Origin of the sequence: Chryseobacterium cucumeris (assembly GCF_016775705.1) — a bacterium.
In the GTDB taxonomy this organism is placed as follows: domain Bacteria; phylum Bacteroidota; class Bacteroidia; order Flavobacteriales; family Weeksellaceae; genus Chryseobacterium; species Chryseobacterium cupriresistens.
In genome coordinates, this window is record NZ_CP068760.1 from 62900 (window position 1) to 85003 (window position 22104).

Genomic DNA, 22104 nt, shown 5'->3' on the forward strand with positions numbered 1-22104 from the left:
TTTTTTTATTTCTTAAATAAACTTATTACTACTGCTATTGCTGTGATAGCTATAGAAGCTGCCGTAAGGTAAAGAGTTGTATTGGGATTCTGTTTTGCTAAAACATCTTTGGTATTACTTGAGGAAACAATAATGGCATCCCCTTGCTTCAGGTTGTAATAAGGAGAATTAATGAGATTGGCATCCCGAATATTAATACGGCCATGAGAAACAACACCATTTTCTGTTCTGATTACCAATATGTCTTCTCTTTTCCCATATTGCGTCAGGTCACCAGCCATACCTAATGCATTTAAAATAGTTGCCTGCCCGCTTGCTATAGTATAGTCTCCCTGTCTGCTGACTTCTCCAAGTACTGTAACTTTAAAATTTGAGAGCCTGATATTAATTGTTGGGTTAATAACATATCTCGTCATTTTTTCTCTAAGTTCGTCTTTAAAAGCGGTCAGACTTTTATCCGATGTATTCAGTTTACCTAATATAGGGAAGTCGATATCTCCATTTGCATCTACAATATAAGTTGGTCCTGAAATTACTGTTGATCCCTGATTAGGAGTATTTCCGCCGGCCATTGCATTTGTCTGGATAAGTTCTGAGGAAGAATAATTCTGATTAAAAGGCTTTACAACATCCATATCTTTTGCAGTGATCAGAATAACCAACTGATCTCCCACCTGGATTGTGTTTGCTGAATTTTTCGCAGATGCATTAATTGCGACCTGTTCTATATTCTGCATATAATTTAAATCATTCTTAGCATTGGGGTTCACTTTGCAGGAAATCACCAAAGAGGACACCAATACTAATGTTAATATTTTTCCTTTCATTATCTTGTTAAATTGTGCAAATATACATTTATATTTTTTCCTATTTATCCAAAGCTTCATAAATTGAATTATTGCTTCGGAATTCCGGCACTATTGTTTTAAGAATCCTTACAACCTCCACTTTATCCCTTCGCAGGGAAGCCTTGGTAATTTCTTTAGTAAGCCTGTCTATATCTTCAAATCCCATTGAAGGATCTTTAGAAATCATAATTTTGTCGTTATGAGTAGGAAGTGTTTTTGCATCATCACTCAGAAGTTCTTCATACAGTTTTTCTCCCGGTCTCAATCCCGTATAGATGATCTTGATATCTATATTAGGTTCGAATCCTGATAACTTTATCATTCTTTTCGCAAGATCAATAATTTTTACAGGCTCACCCATATCAAAAACAAAGATCTCACCTCCTTCTCCCATTGTTCCGGCCTGAAGTACCAGTTCACATGCCTCAGGAATTGTCATGAAATATCTTACAATTTCCGGATGAGTAATTGTTACCGGCCCTCCGGCTTCAATCTGCTTTTTAAAATGAGGAATTACAGAACCGTTGGATCCTAATACATTTCCAAATCTTGTTGTAATAAATTTGGTAACGTTACCTTCAACATTCTGAAGCGATTGTACAAAAAGTTCAGCAGCACGCTTTGAAGCTCCCATTACATTGGTTGGATTTACAGCTTTATCTGTAGATACCATTACGAACCTGTTTACTTTATACTTGCTGGATAGTTTTGCAACAATCTTAGAACCTAATATATTAACAAAGATCGCTTCATGAGGGTTTTCCTCTACTAAAGGTACATGTTTATAAGCAGCCGCATGATATACCATTGAGAAATTATAGGTCTGGAAAAGAGATTCCATCCTGTGATGATTGGATACATCTCCCAAGACAAATTTGAAAGCGATATGAGGGAACTTTTCTCTCATTTCAAGTTCAATTTCATAAAGTGGTGTTTCTGCCTGATCTAAAACGACAATCAATGAAGGATTGAAAAGAGCAACCTGTCTTACGATCTCACTTCCTATGGATCCTGCTCCACCGGTTACTAATACTGTTCTATCAAAATGTCTGCTTTTAACTTTTTCGTTCTGAATTTTGATAGGTTTTCTATTTAACAAATCTTCAATCTGAAGATTTCTAATAGATCCACCCAGATCACTGTCTCTCAGTTTTTGTACTGATGGTGCTTTAAAGACATTAAGATCTTTCTCTAAAAATAGATTCACCCATGAATTCATCTCATCTCTGGCCATCATTTCTTTAACAATAAGAACGCCGTCAATAATAAGATCTTCTTTGGTATTTTCTTCTATTTTTTCTTTTTCATAAATGGGCTTTCCCAACAGGGACGCTCTTTTAGAATCTGTTCTTTGTGTCAAGAAACCTACTACCTGATAAGGTAAACTCGGGTTATCAAGAATTGCACGTGCAATAGCAATAGACTGCTCATCAATTCCCAATACTAAAATTCTTTTTTTCAGTGCGCTTCTTCTGTATTCCCTCACAATATGGAAAAATTCCTTCACATAGAGTCTGAAAAGAAATAATCCCATAAATGAAATTACGAAATAAAGCATCAGATAAGGAGTAAGGATAAACTTACTTCCTGTGATCCAGAAATAGCAGATGTTTATTGTTCCGATAGCCAGCATTGTGCAAAAACAGGATATCAGAAGCTTAAATAAGTCTATAAATGTGGAGTGACGGATAATCCCGGCATAAGTCTTGAAGACATACATAAAAGCAGCATTCACAAGGATAATAAAAGCGAAAATCAGGCTTTTATCATCATGATATATAAATTCCTGCTTGGTAATCTTTGCGATAATGTAAGTGGAAAGAAATAAAGATATTACAAGAATAATAATGTCTATTACAAGAATTATCCATCTAGGAAGATATCTTACGTCTGAGAGATTGACAACATTATCCCCTCCAAATATTGTTTTTCTAAGAGAATTGTACATTGTCTGTATTGGTGTTCATATTTAATTAGGTATAATATCTGATTATCCAATCAAAGATAATTTTGATACAATCATGCAAAAATAAATAAATTTATTTCAATATGTTGAAATCAAAAATAAATTTGATGTTATATTTATAAAATCTAACAATTTCATTTCGATACAGCTAAATCCAGAGACAAAAATCATACCATATAAACTCTTTATGAAGATAATATTTACCTGTATAAATTCTTGTTATCAGCTGTTTTTCTTTAAAATAATTATTAAATGTTTATATATCAACATATTTCCATGAACTGATTGTTTTTTTTCTATAAGTCATACTTCAAGTTTTTTTTTAAATTTATTAATATTTAGCCAAAAATATCGATTATTTTCTCATATTCAAAACCTTTACTCATCAAATGTTTTATAGTTTTGGTTTTTTTTTGATATTCTTTCAAGCCTGTTTGTTTGGTGTAATAATTATCATAAATTTTTCTGATTGTTTTTTCATAATCAACATCATCAATTTCATCAAAACAGGAATTTATCAACTTTTCAGAAATCTGTTTTTGTTTCAGATTGATTTTAATTTTGGTTTTCCCCCAATGTTTGATGTAAAATTTTCCCCGGATATAGCTTCGGGTAAATCTTTCTTCGTTGAGATAATTTTCTTTCAGAAGAAATAAAATTATTTCTTCTTTCGCTTCATCAATAAGCAAAAACTCCCTCATCTTCTGTTCCACTTCGGCATGACAGCGATCCTGGTAAACACAGTAATTAACCAGTTTCTGTTTAATTTCGTCGAAGGTATACGATTTCTTTTCCATTTGAATAAAAAAAGAATGAGCAATCCGCTCATTCTTTATATGATATTGGAATGTCTGTTAGTAATTGAACAGAGCTTTACCTTCCATTAATTCGTTCACTTTCTTTCTTACAGATCCAAGAACCTCTTCATTTTTGATATTGTCTACCACTTCAGAAATCAATCCTGCAATAGTATCCATATCGTTTTCTTTCAATCCTCTTGTTGTAATCGCTGCAGTTCCCAATCTGATACCAGATGTTGTAAATGGTGACTTATCATCAAAAGGAACCATATTTTTGTTACATGTAATATCAGCAAGTACCAATGCTTTTTCGGTTTCTTTACCGTTTACCCCTTTATTTCTAAGGTCTACCAGCATCAGGTGATTATCTGTACCACCACTTACGATATCAAAACCTCTGTCGATCATTGCTTTTGATAATGCCTGAGCATTAGCTTTAACCTGTTTTGCATAATTTTCGAACTGTACATCCAAAGCTTCCCCGAAAGCTACAGCCTTACCAGCAATCACGTGCTCAAGAGGTCCTCCCTGAATACCCGGGAATACAGCTCCGTCCAGCACCTGGCTCATCATTTTGATTTCTCCTTTTGGAGTTTTGTGACCGTATGTATTTTCAAAGTCTTTCCCCATCATGATCATACCTCCTCTTGGCCCTCTCAGCGTTTTGTGAGTAGTAGTAGTTACAACATGGCAGTGTTCGAATGGAGAGTTTAATAATCCTTTTGCCACTAAACCAGCCGGGTGAGCGATGTCTGCCCAAAGGGTAGCCCCAACTTCGTCTGCTACTTCTCTGAATTTAGCATAATCTAAATCTCTGGAATACGCTGAGAAACCTGCGATAAGCATTTTTGGTTTTTCTCTCAACGCTACTTCTCTCATTTGGTCATAATCAATAAGGCCTGTTTCCTGCTGAACTCCGTAAGAAACTACATTATATTGAATTCCTGAGAAGTTCACTGCAGAACCGTGAGTAAGGTGTCCTCCCATTGAAAGGTCCATCCCCATAATTTTATCACCTGGTTTCAAAACTGCAAGATAAATGGCTGCATTCGCCTGAGAACCGGAATGTGGCTGAACATTCACATAGTCAACTCCAAAAAGTTCCTTAGCTCTGTTGATGGCTAAAGTTTCAACCTCATCTACTACTTCACATCCTCCGTAATATCTTTTTCCGGGATATCCTTCAGCATATTTATTTGTCAGTACACTTCCCATTGCTTTCATTACATTTTCAGAAACAAAATTTTCTGATGCAATAAGCTCTAAACCATGGGTTTGTCTTTGTCTTTCCTTTTCAATCAGGTCGAAAATAATATCCATTTTACTTTTAGTTTTTGAAATTTTCACCCCAAATGTACGGAATTTTCATCGAGATTTCCCTATTGAAAAAATGATTTTTAAACACTAAAAAATGAAAAGACCCATGAATAAATCCTGTATTATGATTGTCTTTATTGTACTAAAAAGCCTCTAAAATTCTTCATCTGACAGTTCCTTATTCACTACGGCTCCTGCAAAATTACCCTGTGCAACGGCATTGGCTACGGAGCGCATCATGGTTACATTATCTCCACAGGCAAAAACTCCGGGAACGGTTGTTTTCTGCATCATATCTACTTTAATAAATCCCTGTTCTGTTATTTCACAACCCAGATCATCAACATTGATATTTTGTTCAAAAGGAATTTTCGCATACAAAGCCTGTAAAGGAATTTCCTTTCCATTTTTGAAAATAATTCTTTGAATAAAGCCGTTCGTATGTTCTATACCTGCAATTTCATCTTCGTTAAGAATGATTTTATTCTGATTTAGTTTTTTAAGCTGTTCTTCGGTAAAAGCTGCTTTTCCATTCGTAAACAGTGTGAGATTTTTAGTCAGATTAAAAATCAGTTTCGAAAATTCATAAGCCATATCTCTGTTGGAAAGAATTCCCGTAACCTCGTTTTTCACTTCATAACCATGACAGTATGGGCAATGTATCACAGAAATCCCCCAGCATTCTGCAAACCCGGGAATATCCGGCATTGTATCTTTTACGCCTGAAGCCAGAATCAGTTTTTTAGCCTTAAATTTTTCACCGGAGGAAATTTCAACCTCAAAACCTCCGATCACTTTTTCTGTTTTCGCTACAGTTCCGTTATAAAAATGTACTGTATTGTATTTTTCGACATCTTTTCTGGCAAGCTGTGCAATTTCTGATGGTGTTTTCCCATCGTGAGTGACAAAGTTATGAGAATGCGGAGTTTGTCTGTTGCAAGGTTTTCCGTTATCAATAATCAGGACATTTCTTAAAGATCTTCCCAAAGCCATTGCTGCAGATAATCCTGAATAACTTCCTCCTGTTATGATGACATCAAAGTTTTTGTTTTCCATAGTTTAGTTGATAATTGATAATTGATAATTGATAATTGATAATTGATAATTGATAATTGATAATTGATAATTGATAATTGATAATGCAAAGTTAATCTAAAATCAATTAACGCAATAAAGTTGCAATAACATTTATCTATTAGCTTTATCCTATCTGCAAATCATCATTTCCAACGTTATTGAAAACTATTTCCATTCATTTTTAACTTCGATAATTTCGTCCTGAATTCTCTTGTTGATATCTATTTTCGCTCCCTGCAAACTGAAAATTGCAGTTCCTCTTTCTCTCGCGTAAGGATTGGTAATGGAATCTTTTAATGTTGCAACTTCGAAAAAGGAACCGGATTCTTTAAGTTCTTTTCCTGCTTCAGATGCCTCTTTAACCCTGATCACATTTTTATATTTTTTGCTTACATCTATCCAATTGATATAATCTGCATTAAATGACACTGCCACGACTCCGGCTTTTGAGTAATAATTAATAGCTCCGGTCTGTCCGTAATTATCACATAGTACCATGGTATTTCTGGTTTTTGACAATCTGGAATACTCTTTATCTACTTTTTGAGCCAGCTCTTTCCAACCCTGCATATCAGCAAAATCCTGTGGCAGCGGATGATCTTTTCCATCTTCCCAGCGAAGCAGTCCTAATTTTTTATACTGGCTTTGGTGGGATACGATATATTCAGGACTTTTATTTGGAAAAGCCACATTATACAAAGGCAGGAATAAAAGTATTGGAATAAGTATGCTAACCGGTTTTAAAAATCTTTTCCAGCCTTTTTCAAATACATTTCCGAGAAAAACAGCACCAAAAGCAATATAAACAGGATAGAGCCCTATCGCGTAGTAATCTTTTGCTTTAAAGAACAAAAACAAAGTAATTGTGATGATATAGCTCCAAAAGAAAAACCTGTATTTTTCAAAAGGTTTGTATAACAGCAATGCTCCCCAGCCAGCAATAATCACAAAAATAACTCCGGCAAAAAATAAAATCTGGGATTTCATAAAATCCATTCTATCTACATGTACAAGCTGCCGTTCAGAAAGTTCTTTCATATGATGGACAACCGGGAACTGATTCTGATACTGCCAGAGGAGATTAGGAAAAATAATAATTAAAGCCAAAACAGCTGCCCAATATATATGAGGCTGCATAAAAACCTTCCTTTGCTCCGTCAGTAATAAGGCAGGAATAAGCCCTAATAATGAAAAGGCAATATTGTATTTATTTAATAATCCGATTCCGACAATGACGGCTCCTGTGTAAAGCCACTTTACTTCTTGGGAATTGAAATATTTGATCAGGCTGTAATAAAGGAAAAGCCAGAGAAAGATCTCCAGAGATGTCGGCTGGAACAGCATATTGACCCGAAGAAGTACTGAAAATAATATTCCTGTAGAAGCCAGTATTTTAGCAAACAGGCTTCCCTTGAGTTCTTCCACAACTTTCCATGTAAGGACAATCGTCAAAGTTCCAAACAGAGCTGGAAAAAATTTAACCCAAAATATGGAATTCCCCAACATTTTAATGATCCAGGCTATCCAGGAATTGGCAGGCGGAACCGAAAGATATCCCCATGCAGGATGATTCGCCTGATCAAGATGCAGGTATTCATCCCGGTGAAGTTCATACTCAGGGCTTATCAGAGAGTATTGAAGGGCAAACTTTGCAACGATAAAAAGAAACAGAATCCAATAGTCTTTTTTCATGGGATATAGTTTGGAATTTTAAAGATAAGACAGTTTCAACCTCTTTTCCGTTACAATATTATTTCAAATCTGTTATCAATAATTTCAGTTTTTATCTTCTGGATATTGTCAGACCAATACTTTATTTCGTCATTCTTCTCAGGACATTTTTCTATAGGAAGCTTCTGGCAGGCAGCTAAATATTCCTGATATGTTTTCAATATATTATTCAGATACGTTTCATAGTCTTTAGGATTTCCAGGAATATACCCTATTCCATCACAGCCACATGAGTGAAAGCATTTCCCTGTTTTAAAAAGGCTTTCTATAATCTTCCATTCTTTGAGAGCTGTTTTTTTAGGGGCTTTAAAATCTTTCCCCATATCAGCCATCATACTGCTGCATTCAGGACATTTTATAGTCCGGTTTTCAATCTCTGAAACAATTTTTTCCAGCTCTTGTGTTCCTGCCTTTGTAAAAGCATATCCTACATTACGGACTGACTTCCCTGGTTCATGGTATACTTTTTCTTTTTCGATCCTTTTTATAATATCATAAGCATCCGGCTGTTTAAATGATTTCCGGCATTTGAAACAGACATAATGTGATTTATAAGTTTTCTGGGCGTAGCGACACATTTTTTCATGGATTTATATATTCAAATATAAGAATTTACACCTGCAAAAGATTTTGACGTAAAAAAGAATCCCCGAGAAAAAAATTCCTCAGGGATTCACAGTTTAAAAGTGTATAGTGTAGTTTATTATTTTTTATTCGCTTTTTCTTTAAGCTCTTCTTTATCTTTATCAGATGGATTCCACACTTTAATTTCGGTGTCTTTTGTAATATTTGATCCCGGAAGAATCTGAACATTGATCCCATCACTTGCTCCCAGTTTTACATATACTTTTTTGAATTTCCCGTCTTTTTGTTTCACTTCCACGAAAGGAACATCTTTTCCTTGTTTCTTTTCATACTGAATTAAAGACTCATCCAATAATAATGCATTTTTCTGAGAACTTAAAACAATTTCACCGTTGGCAGAAAAACCTGCTCTAATATACTCATTATTAGGATTAGTTACATTACCTTCTACCGGAAATTTAATAGTTCCTGCATTATCCTTACCTTTTGGAGCAATCATGGTTAGTTTTCCGGGGAAAGTTTTATTCTGAAGAGCACCGATCACGATGTTCATATCCATACCTTCACTTAGCTTTCCGGCCTGGGCTTCATCAATTTCACCTTTAAAGATCAGAACATTCAGATCTGCCACTGAACAGATGGTAGTTCCGGCGTTAAAGTTATTGGCTTCAATCACCTGGCTTCCTGCTTTTACAGGAACTTCAAGTACAGTACCTGATGCTTTGGAACGGATTTCTGTAGTGGCCAAACCTTGTCCTTTAAGTTCAGGAGTTGCCCCTGTTTTAGCGATCTGCAATCTTTTTTGAGCGGTATTCAACTGCTGCTGGGCATTTTTCAAAGTCTGCTGCTGAGAGTACAACTGCTGCTGAGCGTTCAGATACTCCTGCTTAGAAGCGACTCCCTGCTTGTAAAGCTTATCCTGCATATCAAACTGCTTCTGCATGTTTCCTACATTCATCTGGGCATTACTGATCTGAATCTTTGCATTCTGAACTTCCTGCTGAGCGGCATTTACTTCAGAGATACTCGGAACAATTTTTACGGTAGCAATTAACTGCCCTACTTCTACCTTATCTCCTTCTTTTACTAAAATTTTATCTATAATCCCTGCAATGTTGGGCTTGATTTCAATTTCTTCTTTGGGAACAATTTTTCCTGTTGCCATTACTTTATCATCCATATTCTGAACGGTAGGCTTACGGGTAAGGAAAGCTTCTCCTTCTTTAGAGTTTGATTTGATAAGATAGCCAAGCCCTGAGAACAATGCCACTGCAAATAAAAGCCCTAATACTATATAAATGGCTTTTTTCCAGGTGAATTTCTTTTTCATATGTATAGTTTATTTTTTATTCAATAGATTGAAAGATTTAAAAAGGCTGATTCTCTATATCCTCTTATTTAAATCTTAAAATTGTTTTATTTTCAAATTAATTACTCTGTTCTTAATGCTTCAATAGGCCTGATCTTTACGGCTCTCTGTGCCGGAATCATCCCGATTATTAATCCCAGAATCACCATAACAGCCATTGCAGCAAATACGTTTCCGTAGTTCACTGTCGGATTATAGAAAGGAAATGAATCCTGACCCTGGGTAACCGCATTGAGAATCATTAATACAAAGATTCCAAACATGAAACCTATTAATCCCGAAGAGAGTGTAATGACAACACTTTCCAGGAGAATCTGATTTCTTACTTCAGCAGGCTTCGCTCCTAACGCTCTTCTGATCCCGATTTCTTTGGTTCTTTCTTTTACTGTAATCAAAAGGATATTTGAAATCGCAATGACTCCCGCAAGGATAGTCAGTGTACCTACAATGATTGTTAACAACTGCATTCCCGTAAGGAAACCTGTGAGCTTTTTAAATTCTTTTCCAAGGTTGAAACTTCCGAAAGCATTGGTATCTTCAGGGGACACTTTATTTTTGCTTTTTAAAACCTGTTTTACATCTTCTTCTACGGAATTGACATTGGCATTCGGCTTACTGACAATGGCAAACATGTCTATCTGATCTCCTGCATTATACATTTTCGTATAAGTGGAAAGTGGAATAAAAGCCGTTTGGTCATTTTCAAATCCTCCTCCTTTTTTTACCCGGAAAACGCCGATAACATTGAAGAACAGCCCTTTAATATTGATTGATTTTCCTATTGGATTCTCTTTTTTCTTGGAATCGAAGAAGTTTTTGTAAATCTCTTCTCCAATAACAACTACATTTTTATTCCCGGAAACATCGGCATCATTGATATAACGTCCGAAGATCAGTTTCTTTTCTGAAATTTTATTTCCCACAGAATAATCTCCGGTAAGCGAATAGGTTCCGTTCTTACCGTTTCTGGACATTGCTTCTCCGGGAGTTCCTGTAAAGCTTCCTCTCGCATTTTGCGGCGAGATATAATCTATGGCTGTTACTTTTCTTTTCAGCATTTCCATATCGTTTAAGTTCAGATGAACTTCTCTTCCTTTAGGAAATCCTTCATAGGGAATTGATGTTTTTTGTGCCCACAGGAAGATTGAATTGGTGGCAAAACCGGAAAATAATTTATCAAAACCATTCTCCATTCCTTTTGCTGCTCCAAGAAGGCTTACATACAAAAACATTCCCCATCCTACACCGATCATGGTAAGAAATGTCCGGAGTTTATTATTCCTCAATGAATAATAAATTTCCTGCCAAGTATCTTTTTTAAATATGATATTCACCTTGTTGAATTATGAGTTATACATTATGAGTTATGAATTCCATCAATCTGCATTTTTGCCTTTTGTTTATATTATTCCGTTCTCAGCGCTTCAATCGGTTTGATTCTGGAAGCTCTGTATGCGGGTACAAATCCTGCGATCAGTCCTGAGAAAATCAGTGCAATGAATGCCATAATGATGGATCCCCAGCCTACACTTGGGTTTTTAATAAAAAACTCTTCAAGGCTGTTCCCGATAAGGTTTAAGGTCAAAACACCTATTCCTACTCCAACAAGTCCGGACACCACTGTAATCACAACACTTTCCTGAACAATCAGCCCTACAATTCCGCTTGGTTTTGCGCCAATAGCTTTTCGTACTCCGATTTCTTTGGTTCTTTCTTTTACGATATACACCATAATGTTACTGATCCCAATGATTCCGGCAAGCAATGTTCCTAATCCGATAAACCCTACAATTGCTGTAAGTACCGCCATAAACATGAATGTGTCGTTCATATTTTTAGCATTATTCCAGACACGGACACCGTTTTCATCATCAGGAGAAACATTTTTCCTTGATTTCAGCTTATCTTTAAGTTCATCTCCGTATTTAATGGCTTCCTGAGGAGTCAGTTTATCACTGTATGAGATATAGGCAATATTCACCGTATCGGAACCTTTTTTCATCTGCTGCAAAGTGGTAATCGGCACCGTGATATGTCTTTCATCCCAGTCTCCACCATCATCTGAAAATACGCCCACCACTTTAAACATAGTTCCATTGATATCCAGTTCTTTTCCTACAGGACTTCCGTTCTTGATCAAATCCCGCTGTACCATTCTTCCAATGACTGCCACATTTTGCTTTCCTTCCAGATCTCTTGGAGAAATATATCTGCCGTCTATCATTTTCCGGTTCTCAATCACCTGCTCTCCGGGTTCTGCTCCATGGATCTGATAGATTCCGCTTTCTTTACCATATTTCACCATTAAACTGGCATTGTATCTCGGGCTGGAAGCTCCTACATTTTTTTTCTCAGCGTTAATAAGAAAATCATAGTCACCATTATTCAGTGTAACGGTTCGGTCTGACTGCAGTCCTTTATAGGCCAATGTCGTTTTTCCGGTAGTAATGGTGATCAGGTTTTTGGCATCACCTGAGAATCCTTCAGAAAAAGCATTCTGAAGACCTGTTCCAATTCCAAAAAGTACGATGAAAATAAACAGTCCCAAAGCTACTGTAAACCCTGAAAGCACTGTCCGAAGTACATTACTCCGGATAGAACTGAATATTTCCTGCCAACGATCTAGGTCAAACATTTTTATCGGTATTTAAAGATTGAAAAATTTAAAGATTAAAAAACAGAATCATTAAATTTTCAAATTATCTCATTTTCAAATTATCAAAATCCTAAAGCACAATCTGCTTAATAAACTCATCACTTTCAATAATCCCATCTTTCAGTACTACATTTCTTTTGGTCTGTGCAGCTACATCAGGCTCGTGGGTTACAACGATGATTGTTTTTCCTTCATTATTGATATCCTGAAGAAGTTTCATAATATCATGAGTTGTTTTGGAGTCTAATGCTCCGGTTGGCTCATCTGCCAGTACTACTTTAGGATCTGTAATCAAAGCTCTTGCAATGGCTACTCTCTGCTTCTGCCCTCCGGAAAGTTCACTTGGAAGGTGGTTTGCCCATTGTGCCAATCCTACTTTTTCCAGATATTCCATAGCTTTCTGATTTCGCTCTTTTCTTGGTACATTCTGATAGTACAAAGGCAGGGCAACATTTTCCAAAGCTGTTTTATAATTGATAAGGTTAAAAGACTGGAAAATAAATCCCAGGAATCTGCTTCTGTATTCTGCAGCCTTTACCTCGGATAAATGTTCAATAGGAACTCCATCCAACTCATAGGTTCCGGAATCTTTTTCATCCAGAATTCCAATAATATTAAGAAGGGTAGATTTTCCGGAACCGGAACTTCCCATAATGGAAACAAACTCCCCTTCAGAAATATTCAGATTAATTCCTTTGAGAACATGAAGCTTGCTTTTCCCTGTATCGTATGACTTATTTAAATCCTGAATTACTAACATTAAGTGATGTATGTTTTATACCCAATAAGTAGATGATATTTTCAAATTGTTACAAGAATAAAAATTTATTCAAATATTTTTTTGTTTAATACATTAATACTTTATTAATAATACTTTACAAAATATTGTTTAACTGTAACTCCCAATTTATATCTATTTATCCTCAAGATTGCTGTCCAGCCTATTATCCGAGCCAGTTTCATGTAAATGTGGAAAACTTTTCAGGCTAAAAGTCAGCCTATTAGTATTTACCCCTTTCAAAATCAGTTCTTTTTTTCGAACTTTGCTATTAGTTCTTTACAAGAAATATGAATTTGGGGAAGTGAATAACTTTAATTCACAACTTCCAGATAAACAAAAAGTTAAGTATTTCCGGAACGTTATCCACAAGGATCTAAATTATTTAATTATAAAGATATTTAATATGGGAATTTTTGATAAAAGAGTAAGTTATAAGCCATTTGAATACCCGGAGGTTCTTCAATTTGTAGAAGCCATCAACAAATCGTTCTGGGTGCATTCGGAAGTGGACTTTACTGCAGATGTTCAGGATTTTCATTCGCAGTTGGAACCACATGAGAAGCATGCTGTGAAAAATGCGCTGTTAGCCATTGCACAGATCGAGGTGTCTGTAAAGACATTCTGGGGAAATTTATACAACCACCTACCCAAACCGGAATTCAATGGATTAGGATCTACTTTTGCAGAATGCGAATTCCGCCATTCTGAAGCATATTCCCGTTTATTAGAGGTATTAGGATATAATGATGAGTTCCTTAATGTTATCGAAATTCCTGCTGTAAAAGGAAGAATAGAGTTTCTGGGAAATGCTTTAAAACATGCTAACTCTGCAACACCTAAAGAGTATGTTTCCGCTTTATTATTATTCAGTATTTTAGTGGAAAACGTTTCTCTTTTCTCGCAGTTTGCCATCATCCTTTCTTTCACAAGATTCAAAGGGTTTATGAAAAATGTTTCCAATATCATTGCATGGACTTCCGTAGATGAGCAAATTCACGCTAACGCAGGAATTTATCTGATCAACAAAATCCGTGAGGAACAGCCTGACTTGTTAACAGACAGCGATATCGAAGACATTTACACTTTGGTGGATGAATCTATCGCAAGAGAAGGAGACATTCTTAGCTGGATCTTTGAACTGGGAGAAATCGACAACGTTTCTAAAGAAGATCTGTTAAACTTCATGAAATACCGTGTGGATGACAGCTTGAAGAAAATCAACATGAAAACAAAATACAACATTACGCCTGAACAATACAGACCAATGGTATGGTTCGAGGAAGAAGTTTTCGCCAATTCATTAGATGATTTCTTTGCAAAAAGACCTGTTGACTATACAAAACACGATAAGAGTATTACAGCAAACGATTTGTTCTAATATTGGGGCGCGAGCGAAGCGAGCGTCAAAGCGGTCAGTATCAGGACTACCCTTTTCTGATTAATAAGTGAAATTGTTGTTCATCAGTAAAGCACAAATACAAAAGAAATGATTAATGTAATAGTAACCTATACGGTAAACCCCGAATTTGTTCCAAACAATAAAACCAATATCCAAAAATTTCTGGTAGACTTCAAGAATTTAGATGCTTCCACTTTTGAATATAAGGTTTTTGTAAAGGAAGATGGTGTTACTTTTGTACATTATTCAAACTACATCAATGAAGAAGTTCAGCATGAGGTTTTGAATGTTCCGTCTTTTAAAGAATTTCAGAGATTAAGAGATGAAAGCGGGCTGAACGGTTCCCACAAAGTAGAAATTTTACAATCAATAATATAAAAAAACAAAATTCCGGAGTGATTCTCTCATTCCGGAATTCGAAAATATAACATCTATGGAAGAGCAAAATTCAAATATATGGTGGCTCAATGAAGAGTCTGAGCAGATGCTGAACAGAGGATATCTGTTGAAAGGTGAAACGGTAGACGGCGCTATCGACAGAATTACCACTGCCGCTGCAAAAAGGTTATATAAACCTGAACTTCAGCCGGCTTTCAAAGAGATGATCACGAAGGGATGGATCAGCTTCTCTTCTCCTGTATGGGCTAATATGGGAACAGAAAGAGGTCTTCCTATTTCATGTTTTAACGTTCACATTCCGGACAGCATTGAAGGAATTACCCACAAAATGGGTGAAGTTATCATGCAGACTAAAATCGGAGGTGGAACTTCAGGATATTTTGGAGAGTTGAGAAACAGAGGAACCGCTGTAACGGATAACGGAAAATCTTCAGGAGCTGTTTCATTCATGAAGCTTTTCGACACGGCTATGGATGTTGTTTCTCAGGGAGGAGTAAGAAGAGGTGCCTTTGCTGCTTACTTAGATATTGACCACGGGGATATTGAAGAATTTTTATCCATTAAAGATATCGGCAGCCCGATTCAGAACCTGTTTACCGGAGTATGTGTACCGGATTACTGGATGCAGGATATGATCGATGGTGATATGGAAAAACGTAAAGTTTGGGCAAGAGTATTGGAAAGCCGCCAGCAAAAAGGGCTTCCGTATATTTTCTTTACAGATAACGTCAACAGAAATAAACCTCAGGTTTATAAAGACCTGGGAATGACCGTGAATGCAAGTAACCTTTGTTCTGAAATCATGCTTCCGTCTACTATGGAAGAATCTTTCATCTGCTGTCTGTCTTCCATGAACCTGGAATTGTATGATGAATGGAAAGATACAGACGCTGTAAAACTGGCAGTATACTTCCTTGATGCTGTATTATCAGAATTTATTGATAAAACTGAAGGAAACTATTACCTACAGGGTGCAAGAAACTTCGCGATGCGTCACAGAGCTCTTGGATTAGGAGTTTTAGGATACCACTCTTATTTACAGAAAAACATGATTCCGTTTGAAAGTTTTGAAGCGACTCAGTTCAATGCGAGAGCATTCAGACATATCAAAGAGCAGGCTGAGCAGGCTTCAAGAGAACTTGCCAACATCTATGGAGAACCAGAAGTATTGAAGGGATACGGATTAAGAAATACCACAACAATGGCTATTGCTCCTACCACTTCAAGTTCTGCCATCTTAGGACAGACTTCTCCGGGAATCGAGCCTTTCTCTTCCAACTATTATAAAGCAGGTCTTGCGAAAGGAAACTTTATGCGTAAGAATAAATACCTTGCACAACTATTGAAAGAAAAAGGACTGGATAACGAAGAAACATGGAGAACAATCATGCTGAACCACGGATCGGTACAGCACCTGAACGAGCTTACTCCTGAAGAAAAGGCAGTATTCAAAACGTTCAAAGAAATTTCTCCAATGGAGATTATTTCTCAGGCAGCGCAGAGACAGCAATATATTGATCAGGCACAGTCTCTGAATCTTCAGATTCCTTCTACAATGCCTGTAAAAGATGTCAACTACCTTTATATTGAAGCCTGGAAAAAAGGAGTTAAAACACTTTACTACCAAAGAAGTTCATCTGTTTCAAAAGAAATGATGGTTAACTTCGTATCATGTTCAAGCTGCGAGGCATAGGACCAAGTAATAAACACGCTATATTTACAAAAGCATACCGAAAGGTGTGCTTTTGTCGTTTTCAATACTGATTCTGTCTGATTACTTTCCATAGAAATCATAGAATGCTCTGAGATTTTTGGTTTATATTTGTGTTCATTGTTTAATACCAAAACTACAGATATGAAATTCGGACAAGTAGAAGACCCATCAAAAATAGATTTCACATTACCTAAAGATCATCCCAGAACGAAAGAAATACTGGCCCTTAATAAAAAAGGCCTGGAAAATATTTCTATCGGGTGTGCAAAATGGAATAAAACAGATCTCAAAGGATTCTATCCTAAAGGAACCAAGGATGAACTCACCTATTATGCCACTCAGTTTAATTCTATCGAATTGAATGCTACTTTCTATGGAATGCCCACTCCGGATCAGGTAAAAACCTGGAAAGAAAAAACACCGGAAAATTTTAAATTCTTTCCTAAAATCACAAATACCGTTTCCCATTTCAGAAGGCTGATTGATGTGACGGATCCTGTGACTCATTTTGCTTCCGCTGTTATTAATTTTGATGAAAAACTGGGAATGGCTTTCCTTCAGCTTCATGATAATTTTAAACCTAAGGATTATGACAGACTGGAAAAGTTTGTAAAGGAATGGCCAAAAGAAGTTCCGTTAGCCATAGAACTCCGAAATACGGAATGGTTTACCGATGAAGAAATACTTAATACAACATGCGAACTCTTTGAAGCTCATAATATTACCAATATCATTGTAGATACTGCAGGAAGAAGAGATATGCTTCACATGCGTCTTACCACACCCAACGCATTTATCCGTTATGTGGGAGCCAATGCAGAAAGTGACTACGAAAGACTGGATGACTGGCTGAAGCACCTTACCAAATGGAAGAAAGAAGGTCTTCAGAACCTTTACTTCTTTGTACACCAGAATATTGAAAAAGCATCTCCTCTATTATCTGCTTATTTTATCAAAAAAGTGAATGAGGAATGGAAAACGGATATTCATATTCCGCAAATGGCAGCAGAAAGCACCGGAACCCTCTTTTAATATGATATAAAGTCAATGTGGAGATAGACTGTAGCTTATTCCTTTACATAACGAAAAAATTCATATATTAGAGTATAATGTATTTCACTCAACATTATACTTTAAAACATAAATCATGGAAAAGGAAATTTGTACAATCAGTATTGCTACCAACTGGCTTGGTGATGACTATATTTTTTATGAAAACCATACGATAAAAAGAGTATATGATAATCACAGTCTGAATTTCAACAAGATTGAATGGCTTGAACCCAAAGAAATCAGTAAACAAAATAAGGATAGATTGATTAAAGCCTGTCCTGAAGAGTTTAAAGAGCGGATTATGCAAATTCTGGATTATCCTTAATAGAAACAAAAAGGTAATGAGTATTTGAAACTCATTACCTTTTTTATTTATTTTTTCTAAGAAGCAATACGAGATTGAGAAACAGGAGCAGGAAGTCTAATGTAATCCAGATACCTAGCTTTGTATTCTCATAATTATAAGCATCCACCTGTTTTTTGGCAGCATCAGAAAGCTTCATACTTTGATTGATGTAGTTCTGCACTTCTACAATCTGGTCGATATTTTTATTGGGTACAGAATGTTGAGAAAAGTACACAAGGTTTTTCTTTCCAAGATAGCCTGCAATCCAATATTCATCAGACTTATCCATTTTGAGATACTCTACTCTGTAGTACTCCGGACGTATTTTTCCGATATGTTTAGGTTCAAGAGTAGTGTTCTGATCTGTTTTATTTACTTTGATTAAATAAAAGTCTAATGCCTGTGGAAGCTTATTAATCACCTGAAGCCCCACAGAATTATCCACGAATGCCACAGCACTTTTCTTGATAAACCAATACGTAAAAACAGAAATTGAAAAAACCACCGTTACAATACGAAACAGCTTTGTCCATCTGGCCACGCTTCCTGATTTAACCTTAAAGAGAACCAAGGAAAGAACAGAAGCTAAAAATATTATGAAAATAATGAGTGTCATATTTTACAAAGATACTTCTTATCTCTATTTTATCCATGTCCAAGGCCAATTTTTAATTTTAACCAGCCCTAAAAATAGTTTTTTATCTTTATTTCCTTTGAAGTAACCTGGCATATATGTTCATAAAAACTATCCGAACAGATAATGTTAAATACCATATTTATTCAGATAGTTAATTTTTGGCAAGCAGAAGCAGACTCTGATTCAATTCATTCCAATTCTATTTTCTAATCTACATTCCATTCTTTATAAAACTGGTCGAGGAAATTCAGCATATAATTATGTCTTTCTTCGGCCATTTTTTTCCCTTTTTCAGTATTCATCATATCTTTCAGAAGCAGTAATTTTTCATAGAAATGATTAATAGTGGTCCCGTTAGATTTTTTATACTCTTCTTTTGACATTCCCAGTTTGGGCTTCATATCCGGATGATACATCAGATTATTTTTAAAACCTCCAAAATTGAACGTCCTGGCAATTCCAATAGCGCCTATGGCATCAATACGGTCTGCATCCTGTACAATCTGAAGTTCAATGGGTGGGTTTACCGGCGCCTGATCTCTGTTTTTGAACGAAATATTTTCGATTACAAATAAAACCTTCTGAATGGTTTCTTCAGGTACATTCTGCCCTTCAAGAAATACTCTTGATATTTTGGGAGCGATGGTTTCATCTCCGTTATGAAATTTAGGATCAGCAATATCATGAAGAAGGGCAGACAATTCCACGACCTCTTTGTTACAATCTTCTGTTTCTGCTATCTGAGCAGCCAGTTTCCAGACCCTTTCAATATGGAACCAGTCGTGCCCGGCTTCTGCCCCTTCTAATTTTTCTTTTACAAATGCTACTGTGTTGTCAATCGTACTTTTCATTTATCTGTCAGTTCATTTAAAATAATATCCCAGAGTTTGCTGTTGTAACTTCTAAAAAAATTAATATGTCCGATTTCTTTTTTATCAGATTCTGAAGCAGCCACCAGTCTGTACGTAGGTTTAAGATTTGAATAGGTATTATTTAATAAACTTAATACTCCTTTTTCTGTTAACCATACATCATCTTCAGCCCGGATTACAAATACTTTCTGAGTTAAATTTTTAGAAAAATCATCAATTTTTTCCAACAGCTTGTTGGTTGATTTCTTGTTTAAAATTAAGGTTCTCCAGTCATATGCACAATTTTTTGGAAGACTTTCTCCCAATCCAAACCAATGCGCCGGAAAATATCCTAACAGTGAAGTAGTTAAAGGCTGCGCAATTCCAAAGCCTAAATACGCTTCAACTTTTGTTCTCCCTTTAAGGTTTCCTACAAAGGCATTTTGAGTTCCTACAAAAACAAATTCTTCAAAGATGTTGGAATCCTCATTCATTCCCAGAATCAATGCACCTACAGAATGCCCCAAACAGTACTTTTTATAGTCTTTAAATTCTGATTTGATATATTGAGTTACCGTTTTATAATCTTTTGAACCCCAAAGCCTCATAGAGCCTTGAAATCCTCTCATATTTTTCGGTTTGGAAAGTCCAATTCCCCTGTAGTCATAGGTAATGACTGTAAATCCCTGTTCACAAAAGTAGCTGGCAAAAGAAAAATAGATCTGCTGCTTTACTCCTGTCGCCGAATTGATCAGTAATAATTTTCCATGGTCTCTTTCCGGTTTAAACAAATGGGCAGTTAGTGTGACATGGTCTTCTGTGGTTAATATTAGTTTTTCCATAGTATAAAAAGAAAAAATCCACTATAAAAGTGGACATTTTACTTATATTTTTATGTTAAGTTTCAGACTTTTGATATGTCGTAAATAGCTTTAGGAAAAGAAATCTGAGATTCTTGGCAATCCTGTCTGAGAGCCTTTGCCTCCTGAAACCCTTGATGAAACTTCATTCCCGAATTTCACACAATCTTCGATAGAATTCCCATGGCATAATGCAATGGCAAATCCTGATGTAAATGCATCCCCCATTCCCATTTTATATACTTTTTCGTCCTTATCGTTTCTGTAATATTTCATTTCTGTACCATCAAAGTAAATGGTTGAATTGGTGTCATCCCTTACAAATACCTTATTGAAATATTTTTTAAGAACTTCTTCTCTTTTTTCTTCCCCAAAAATAACATACAGCTCATTACTTTTAGCCACAATAAAGTCAACCATTTCTAAAATTTCTTCACTGACTCTCATGGCAGGTGAGGCATATAATCCTACCTTTTTCCCATATTTTTTAGCTTTTTTAACGGTATGCTCTACAACATCCATAGAGACTTCAAGCTGTACCAGCACAAGATCGGTGGTGTTGAAATATTTCTCAGCTTCATCTATATGCGATTTGCTGAGATATTTATTGGCTGCAGGTACTACAACAATTGCCGCATTTCCGTGAGAAGTCGTCACATAGGCCGTTCCCGTAGCTTCTTTATCTGTTTCATGAACAAATCCTACATTTACATTTTCACTTACCAGATTCCTCATGATCTGCTGTCCAAGAGGATCCATCCCAACGCATCCGATAAAGTATACACTTGCTCCCAACCTGGCTGTACCTACTGATTGATTAGCACCTTTACCTCCAAAATAACTATCTGATTTGACAGCTAAGACGGTTTCATTAGGCAAAGGAAGTTTTTCGGTTTCAAGAACCAAATCTATCGATGAGCTGCCCACAACAATAATACGAGGTTGTTCTGATGAGAAATTCATTGTGTTTTGTATTAGCTTTAAAATTTATAACTGACAAAATTGTGTCTCAAAAATAACTAATTTAAAATTAACTTATCTCAATAAATTCAGTAATTATTTTCACGGGTTGTTGATCTTTATCATAAGCGATATAGCTGGCATAAAATCCTTCTCCATATCCGGTTTCAAAAGCAAATATAGTTCCGGGATGGTCCTTTGCCGGCTTGAGAAAGGCATATTGATCTATGGCACCGTTTTCATCAAAGAAATAATCATGGAAAAACTCTTCATAGATTCCCATAAAATCTCCTCCTTTATTCTGATACAATCTCTGTTCCAGTTCGTTAAGACTGTTTTGGGTATCAACATCCATCAGGCATCCCATCCCGCTTTCTACAGGATATCCAAACACTTCTCCTTCTTCAAGATCTTTTATTTTCTGTCCTGCTGTGGTTGCCAGTTTCCATTCTTTAATTTCGGAATCACTGAATATAATCTCGGCATAGGCCACACAGTTACTTTCTCTTTCTTTATGAAGCATTACCGAAAAATCTCCTTTTGGAAATTCTGTAGTGAAAGGAAGCATATCATTGGTGATCAAGGGATCACAGGCAACCAGTTTCCCGCTTGAAAGATAAATCTTTCCTACTTCAAAACTTTCAAGTAACGGACTTTCTACAAAGTCTTTCGAGAATAGTTTTTGTATGTTTTCTATATGTGTCATTGTATTTATTCTTTTAAACCATCAGGCTGGATACAATTTTCATCTGTAC

At 36.0% G+C, this 22104-nt stretch carries 21 protein-coding genes; 5 read left to right on the forward strand and 16 right to left on the reverse strand.

The window, feature by feature from the left end; translation table 11 throughout:
• Positions 1 to 5: 5 nt before the first annotated feature.
• The 11 genes from JNG87_RS00315 to JNG87_RS00365 all read right to left on the reverse strand — a co-directional run bounded on the left by JNG87_RS00315 (position 6) and on the right by JNG87_RS00365 (position 13109).
• A complete protein-coding gene (locus JNG87_RS00315) occupies positions 6 to 827 on the reverse strand; it encodes a polysaccharide biosynthesis/export family protein (protein WP_202841040.1) in 822 nt (273 codons plus the stop codon).
• 40 nt (positions 828 to 867) lie between these two features.
• Positions 868 to 2796: a polysaccharide biosynthesis protein gene (locus JNG87_RS00320; RefSeq protein WP_202841042.1), complete on the reverse strand. Its 1929-nt coding sequence runs from the start codon at positions 2794 to 2796 to the stop codon at positions 868 to 870.
• 356 nt (positions 2797 to 3152) lie between these two features.
• Positions 3153 to 3611: a regulatory protein RecX gene (locus JNG87_RS00325; RefSeq protein WP_202841043.1), complete on the reverse strand. Its 459-nt coding sequence runs from the start codon at positions 3609 to 3611 to the stop codon at positions 3153 to 3155.
• 57 nt (positions 3612 to 3668) lie between these two features.
• Positions 3669 to 4934, reverse strand: a complete 1266-nt coding sequence (glyA, locus tag JNG87_RS00330; protein WP_110010036.1) for a serine hydroxymethyltransferase — start codon at positions 4932 to 4934, stop codon at positions 3669 to 3671.
• A gap of 150 nt (positions 4935 to 5084) precedes the next feature.
• Positions 5085 to 5987, reverse strand: coding sequence for an NAD(P)/FAD-dependent oxidoreductase (locus JNG87_RS00335; protein WP_202841044.1), 903 nt, complete (start codon positions 5985 to 5987; stop codon positions 5085 to 5087).
• Positions 5988 to 6173: 186 nt separating this feature from the next.
• A complete protein-coding gene (locus tag JNG87_RS00340) occupies positions 6174 to 7700 on the reverse strand; it encodes a glycosyltransferase family 39 protein (RefSeq protein WP_202841045.1) in 1527 nt (508 codons plus the stop codon).
• 50 nt (positions 7701 to 7750) lie between these two features.
• Positions 7751 to 8317, reverse strand: coding sequence for a hypothetical protein (locus JNG87_RS00345; protein ID WP_202841046.1), 567 nt, complete (start codon positions 8315 to 8317; stop codon positions 7751 to 7753).
• Positions 8318 to 8442: 125 nt separating this feature from the next.
• Positions 8443 to 9654: an efflux RND transporter periplasmic adaptor subunit gene (locus JNG87_RS00350; protein ID WP_202841047.1), complete on the reverse strand. Its 1212-nt coding sequence runs from the start codon at positions 9652 to 9654 to the stop codon at positions 8443 to 8445.
• 101 nt (positions 9655 to 9755) lie between these two features.
• Positions 9756 to 11027, reverse strand: coding sequence for an ABC transporter permease (locus JNG87_RS00355; RefSeq protein ID WP_110010041.1), 1272 nt, complete (start codon positions 11025 to 11027; stop codon positions 9756 to 9758).
• Positions 11028 to 11098: 71 nt separating this feature from the next.
• Positions 11099 to 12328 carry an ABC transporter permease gene (locus JNG87_RS00360; protein WP_202841049.1) on the reverse strand — a complete coding sequence of 410 codons (1230 nt, stop codon included), beginning with the start codon at positions 12326 to 12328 and terminating at the stop codon, positions 11099 to 11101.
• Positions 12329 to 12419: 91 nt separating this feature from the next.
• The gene (locus JNG87_RS00365; protein WP_034699055.1) at positions 12420 to 13109 is read right to left on the reverse strand and encodes an ABC transporter ATP-binding protein; all 690 of its coding nucleotides are present in this window, start codon (positions 13107 to 13109) and stop codon (positions 12420 to 12422) included.
• Between the two features lie 424 nt (positions 13110 to 13533).
• Between JNG87_RS00365 and JNG87_RS00370 the strand changes: the two genes are divergently transcribed.
• The 5 genes from JNG87_RS00370 (at position 13534) to JNG87_RS00390 (ending at position 18020) form a co-directional block, all read left to right on the forward strand.
• Positions 13534 to 14508: a ribonucleotide-diphosphate reductase subunit beta gene (locus tag JNG87_RS00370; RefSeq protein ID WP_062674779.1), complete on the forward strand. Its 975-nt coding sequence runs from the start codon at positions 13534 to 13536 to the stop codon at positions 14506 to 14508.
• Positions 14509 to 14616: 108 nt separating this feature from the next.
• Positions 14617 to 14907, forward strand: coding sequence for a hypothetical protein (locus JNG87_RS00375; RefSeq protein ID WP_202841051.1), 291 nt, complete (start codon positions 14617 to 14619; stop codon positions 14905 to 14907).
• 55 nt (positions 14908 to 14962) lie between these two features.
• Entirely contained in the window at positions 14963 to 16621 is a 1659-nt protein-coding gene (locus JNG87_RS00380; RefSeq protein WP_062673967.1) for a ribonucleoside-diphosphate reductase subunit alpha, read from the forward strand.
• 162 nt (positions 16622 to 16783) lie between these two features.
• Positions 16784 to 17674 (forward strand): DUF72 domain-containing protein, encoded by an 891-nt coding sequence (locus tag JNG87_RS00385; RefSeq protein WP_202841052.1) that lies wholly within the window; start codon positions 16784 to 16786, stop codon positions 17672 to 17674.
• A gap of 115 nt (positions 17675 to 17789) precedes the next feature.
• The gene (locus JNG87_RS00390) at positions 17790 to 18020 is read left to right on the forward strand and encodes a hypothetical protein (protein ID WP_137905090.1); all 231 of its coding nucleotides are present in this window, start codon (positions 17790 to 17792) and stop codon (positions 18018 to 18020) included.
• Between the two features lie 43 nt (positions 18021 to 18063).
• Here the strand turns inward: JNG87_RS00390 and JNG87_RS00395 are convergent, their stop codons facing one another.
• The 5 genes from JNG87_RS00395 to JNG87_RS00415 all read right to left on the reverse strand — a co-directional run bounded on the left by JNG87_RS00395 (position 18064) and on the right by JNG87_RS00415 (position 22055).
• A complete protein-coding gene (locus JNG87_RS00395) occupies positions 18064 to 18657 on the reverse strand; it encodes a hypothetical protein (protein WP_202841053.1) in 594 nt (197 codons plus the stop codon).
• A 227-nt stretch (positions 18658 to 18884) separates the two neighbouring features.
• Positions 18885 to 19529 (reverse strand): HD domain-containing protein, encoded by a 645-nt coding sequence (locus JNG87_RS00400; protein ID WP_202841054.1) that lies wholly within the window; start codon positions 19527 to 19529, stop codon positions 18885 to 18887.
• Positions 19526 to 20371: a serine aminopeptidase domain-containing protein gene (locus JNG87_RS00405; RefSeq protein WP_202841055.1), complete on the reverse strand. Its 846-nt coding sequence runs from the start codon at positions 20369 to 20371 to the stop codon at positions 19526 to 19528. The genes JNG87_RS00400 and JNG87_RS00405 overlap by 4 nt, the downstream gene beginning before the upstream one ends.
• Before the next feature lie 90 nt (positions 20372 to 20461).
• Entirely contained in the window at positions 20462 to 21352 is an 891-nt protein-coding gene (locus JNG87_RS00410; RefSeq protein WP_110010050.1) for a PfkB family carbohydrate kinase, read from the reverse strand.
• Positions 21353 to 21419: 67 nt separating this feature from the next.
• Entirely contained in the window at positions 21420 to 22055 is a 636-nt protein-coding gene (locus JNG87_RS00415) for a DUF4241 domain-containing protein (RefSeq protein ID WP_202841056.1), read from the reverse strand.
• Positions 22056 to 22104: the final 49 nt, after the last annotated feature.

What these genes read in the sequence shown, in the direction of transcription:
- JNG87_RS00315 (WP_202841040.1), bottom strand. Translation starts at nt 827, where the DNA reads ATGAAAGGAAAAATATTAACATTAGTATTGGTGTCCTCTTTGGTGATT.
- JNG87_RS00320 (WP_202841042.1), bottom strand. Translation starts at nt 2,796, where the DNA reads ATGTACAATTCTCTTAGAAAAACAATATTTGGAGGGGATAATGTTGTC.
- JNG87_RS00325 (WP_202841043.1), bottom strand. Translation starts at nt 3,611, where the DNA reads ATGGAAAAGAAATCGTATACCTTCGACGAAATTAAACAGAAACTGGTT.
- glyA (WP_110010036.1), bottom strand. Translation starts at nt 4,934, where the DNA reads ATGGATATTATTTTCGACCTGATTGAAAAGGAAAGACAAAGACAAACC.
- JNG87_RS00335 (WP_202841044.1), bottom strand. Translation starts at nt 5,987, where the DNA reads ATGGAAAACAAAAACTTTGATGTCATCATAACAGGAGGAAGTTATTCA.
- JNG87_RS00340 (WP_202841045.1), bottom strand. Translation starts at nt 7,700, where the DNA reads ATGAAAAAAGACTATTGGATTCTGTTTCTTTTTATCGTTGCAAAGTTT.
- JNG87_RS00345 (WP_202841046.1), bottom strand. Translation starts at nt 8,317, where the DNA reads ATGTGTCGCTACGCCCAGAAAACTTATAAATCACATTATGTCTGTTTC.
- JNG87_RS00350 (WP_202841047.1), bottom strand. Translation starts at nt 9,654, where the DNA reads ATGAAAAAGAAATTCACCTGGAAAAAAGCCATTTATATAGTATTAGGG.
- JNG87_RS00360 (WP_202841049.1), bottom strand. Translation starts at nt 12,328, where the DNA reads ATGTTTGACCTAGATCGTTGGCAGGAAATATTCAGTTCTATCCGGAGT.
- JNG87_RS00365 (WP_034699055.1), bottom strand. Translation starts at nt 13,109, where the DNA reads ATGTTAGTAATTCAGGATTTAAATAAGTCATACGATACAGGGAAAAGC.
- JNG87_RS00370 (WP_062674779.1), top strand. Translation starts at nt 13,534, where the DNA reads ATGGGAATTTTTGATAAAAGAGTAAGTTATAAGCCATTTGAATACCCG.
- JNG87_RS00375 (WP_202841051.1), top strand. Translation starts at nt 14,617, where the DNA reads ATGATTAATGTAATAGTAACCTATACGGTAAACCCCGAATTTGTTCCA.
- JNG87_RS00380 (WP_062673967.1), top strand. Translation starts at nt 14,963, where the DNA reads ATGGAAGAGCAAAATTCAAATATATGGTGGCTCAATGAAGAGTCTGAG.
- JNG87_RS00385 (WP_202841052.1), top strand. Translation starts at nt 16,784, where the DNA reads ATGAAATTCGGACAAGTAGAAGACCCATCAAAAATAGATTTCACATTA.
- JNG87_RS00390 (WP_137905090.1), top strand. Translation starts at nt 17,790, where the DNA reads ATGGAAAAGGAAATTTGTACAATCAGTATTGCTACCAACTGGCTTGGT.
- JNG87_RS00395 (WP_202841053.1), bottom strand. Translation starts at nt 18,657, where the DNA reads ATGACACTCATTATTTTCATAATATTTTTAGCTTCTGTTCTTTCCTTG.
- JNG87_RS00400 (WP_202841054.1), bottom strand. Translation starts at nt 19,529, where the DNA reads ATGAAAAGTACGATTGACAACACAGTAGCATTTGTAAAAGAAAAATTA.
- JNG87_RS00405 (WP_202841055.1), bottom strand. Translation starts at nt 20,371, where the DNA reads ATGGAAAAACTAATATTAACCACAGAAGACCATGTCACACTAACTGCC.
- JNG87_RS00410 (WP_110010050.1), bottom strand. Translation starts at nt 21,352, where the DNA reads ATGAATTTCTCATCAGAACAACCTCGTATTATTGTTGTGGGCAGCTCA.
- JNG87_RS00415 (WP_202841056.1), bottom strand. Translation starts at nt 22,055, where the DNA reads ATGACACATATAGAAAACATACAAAAACTATTCTCGAAAGACTTTGTA.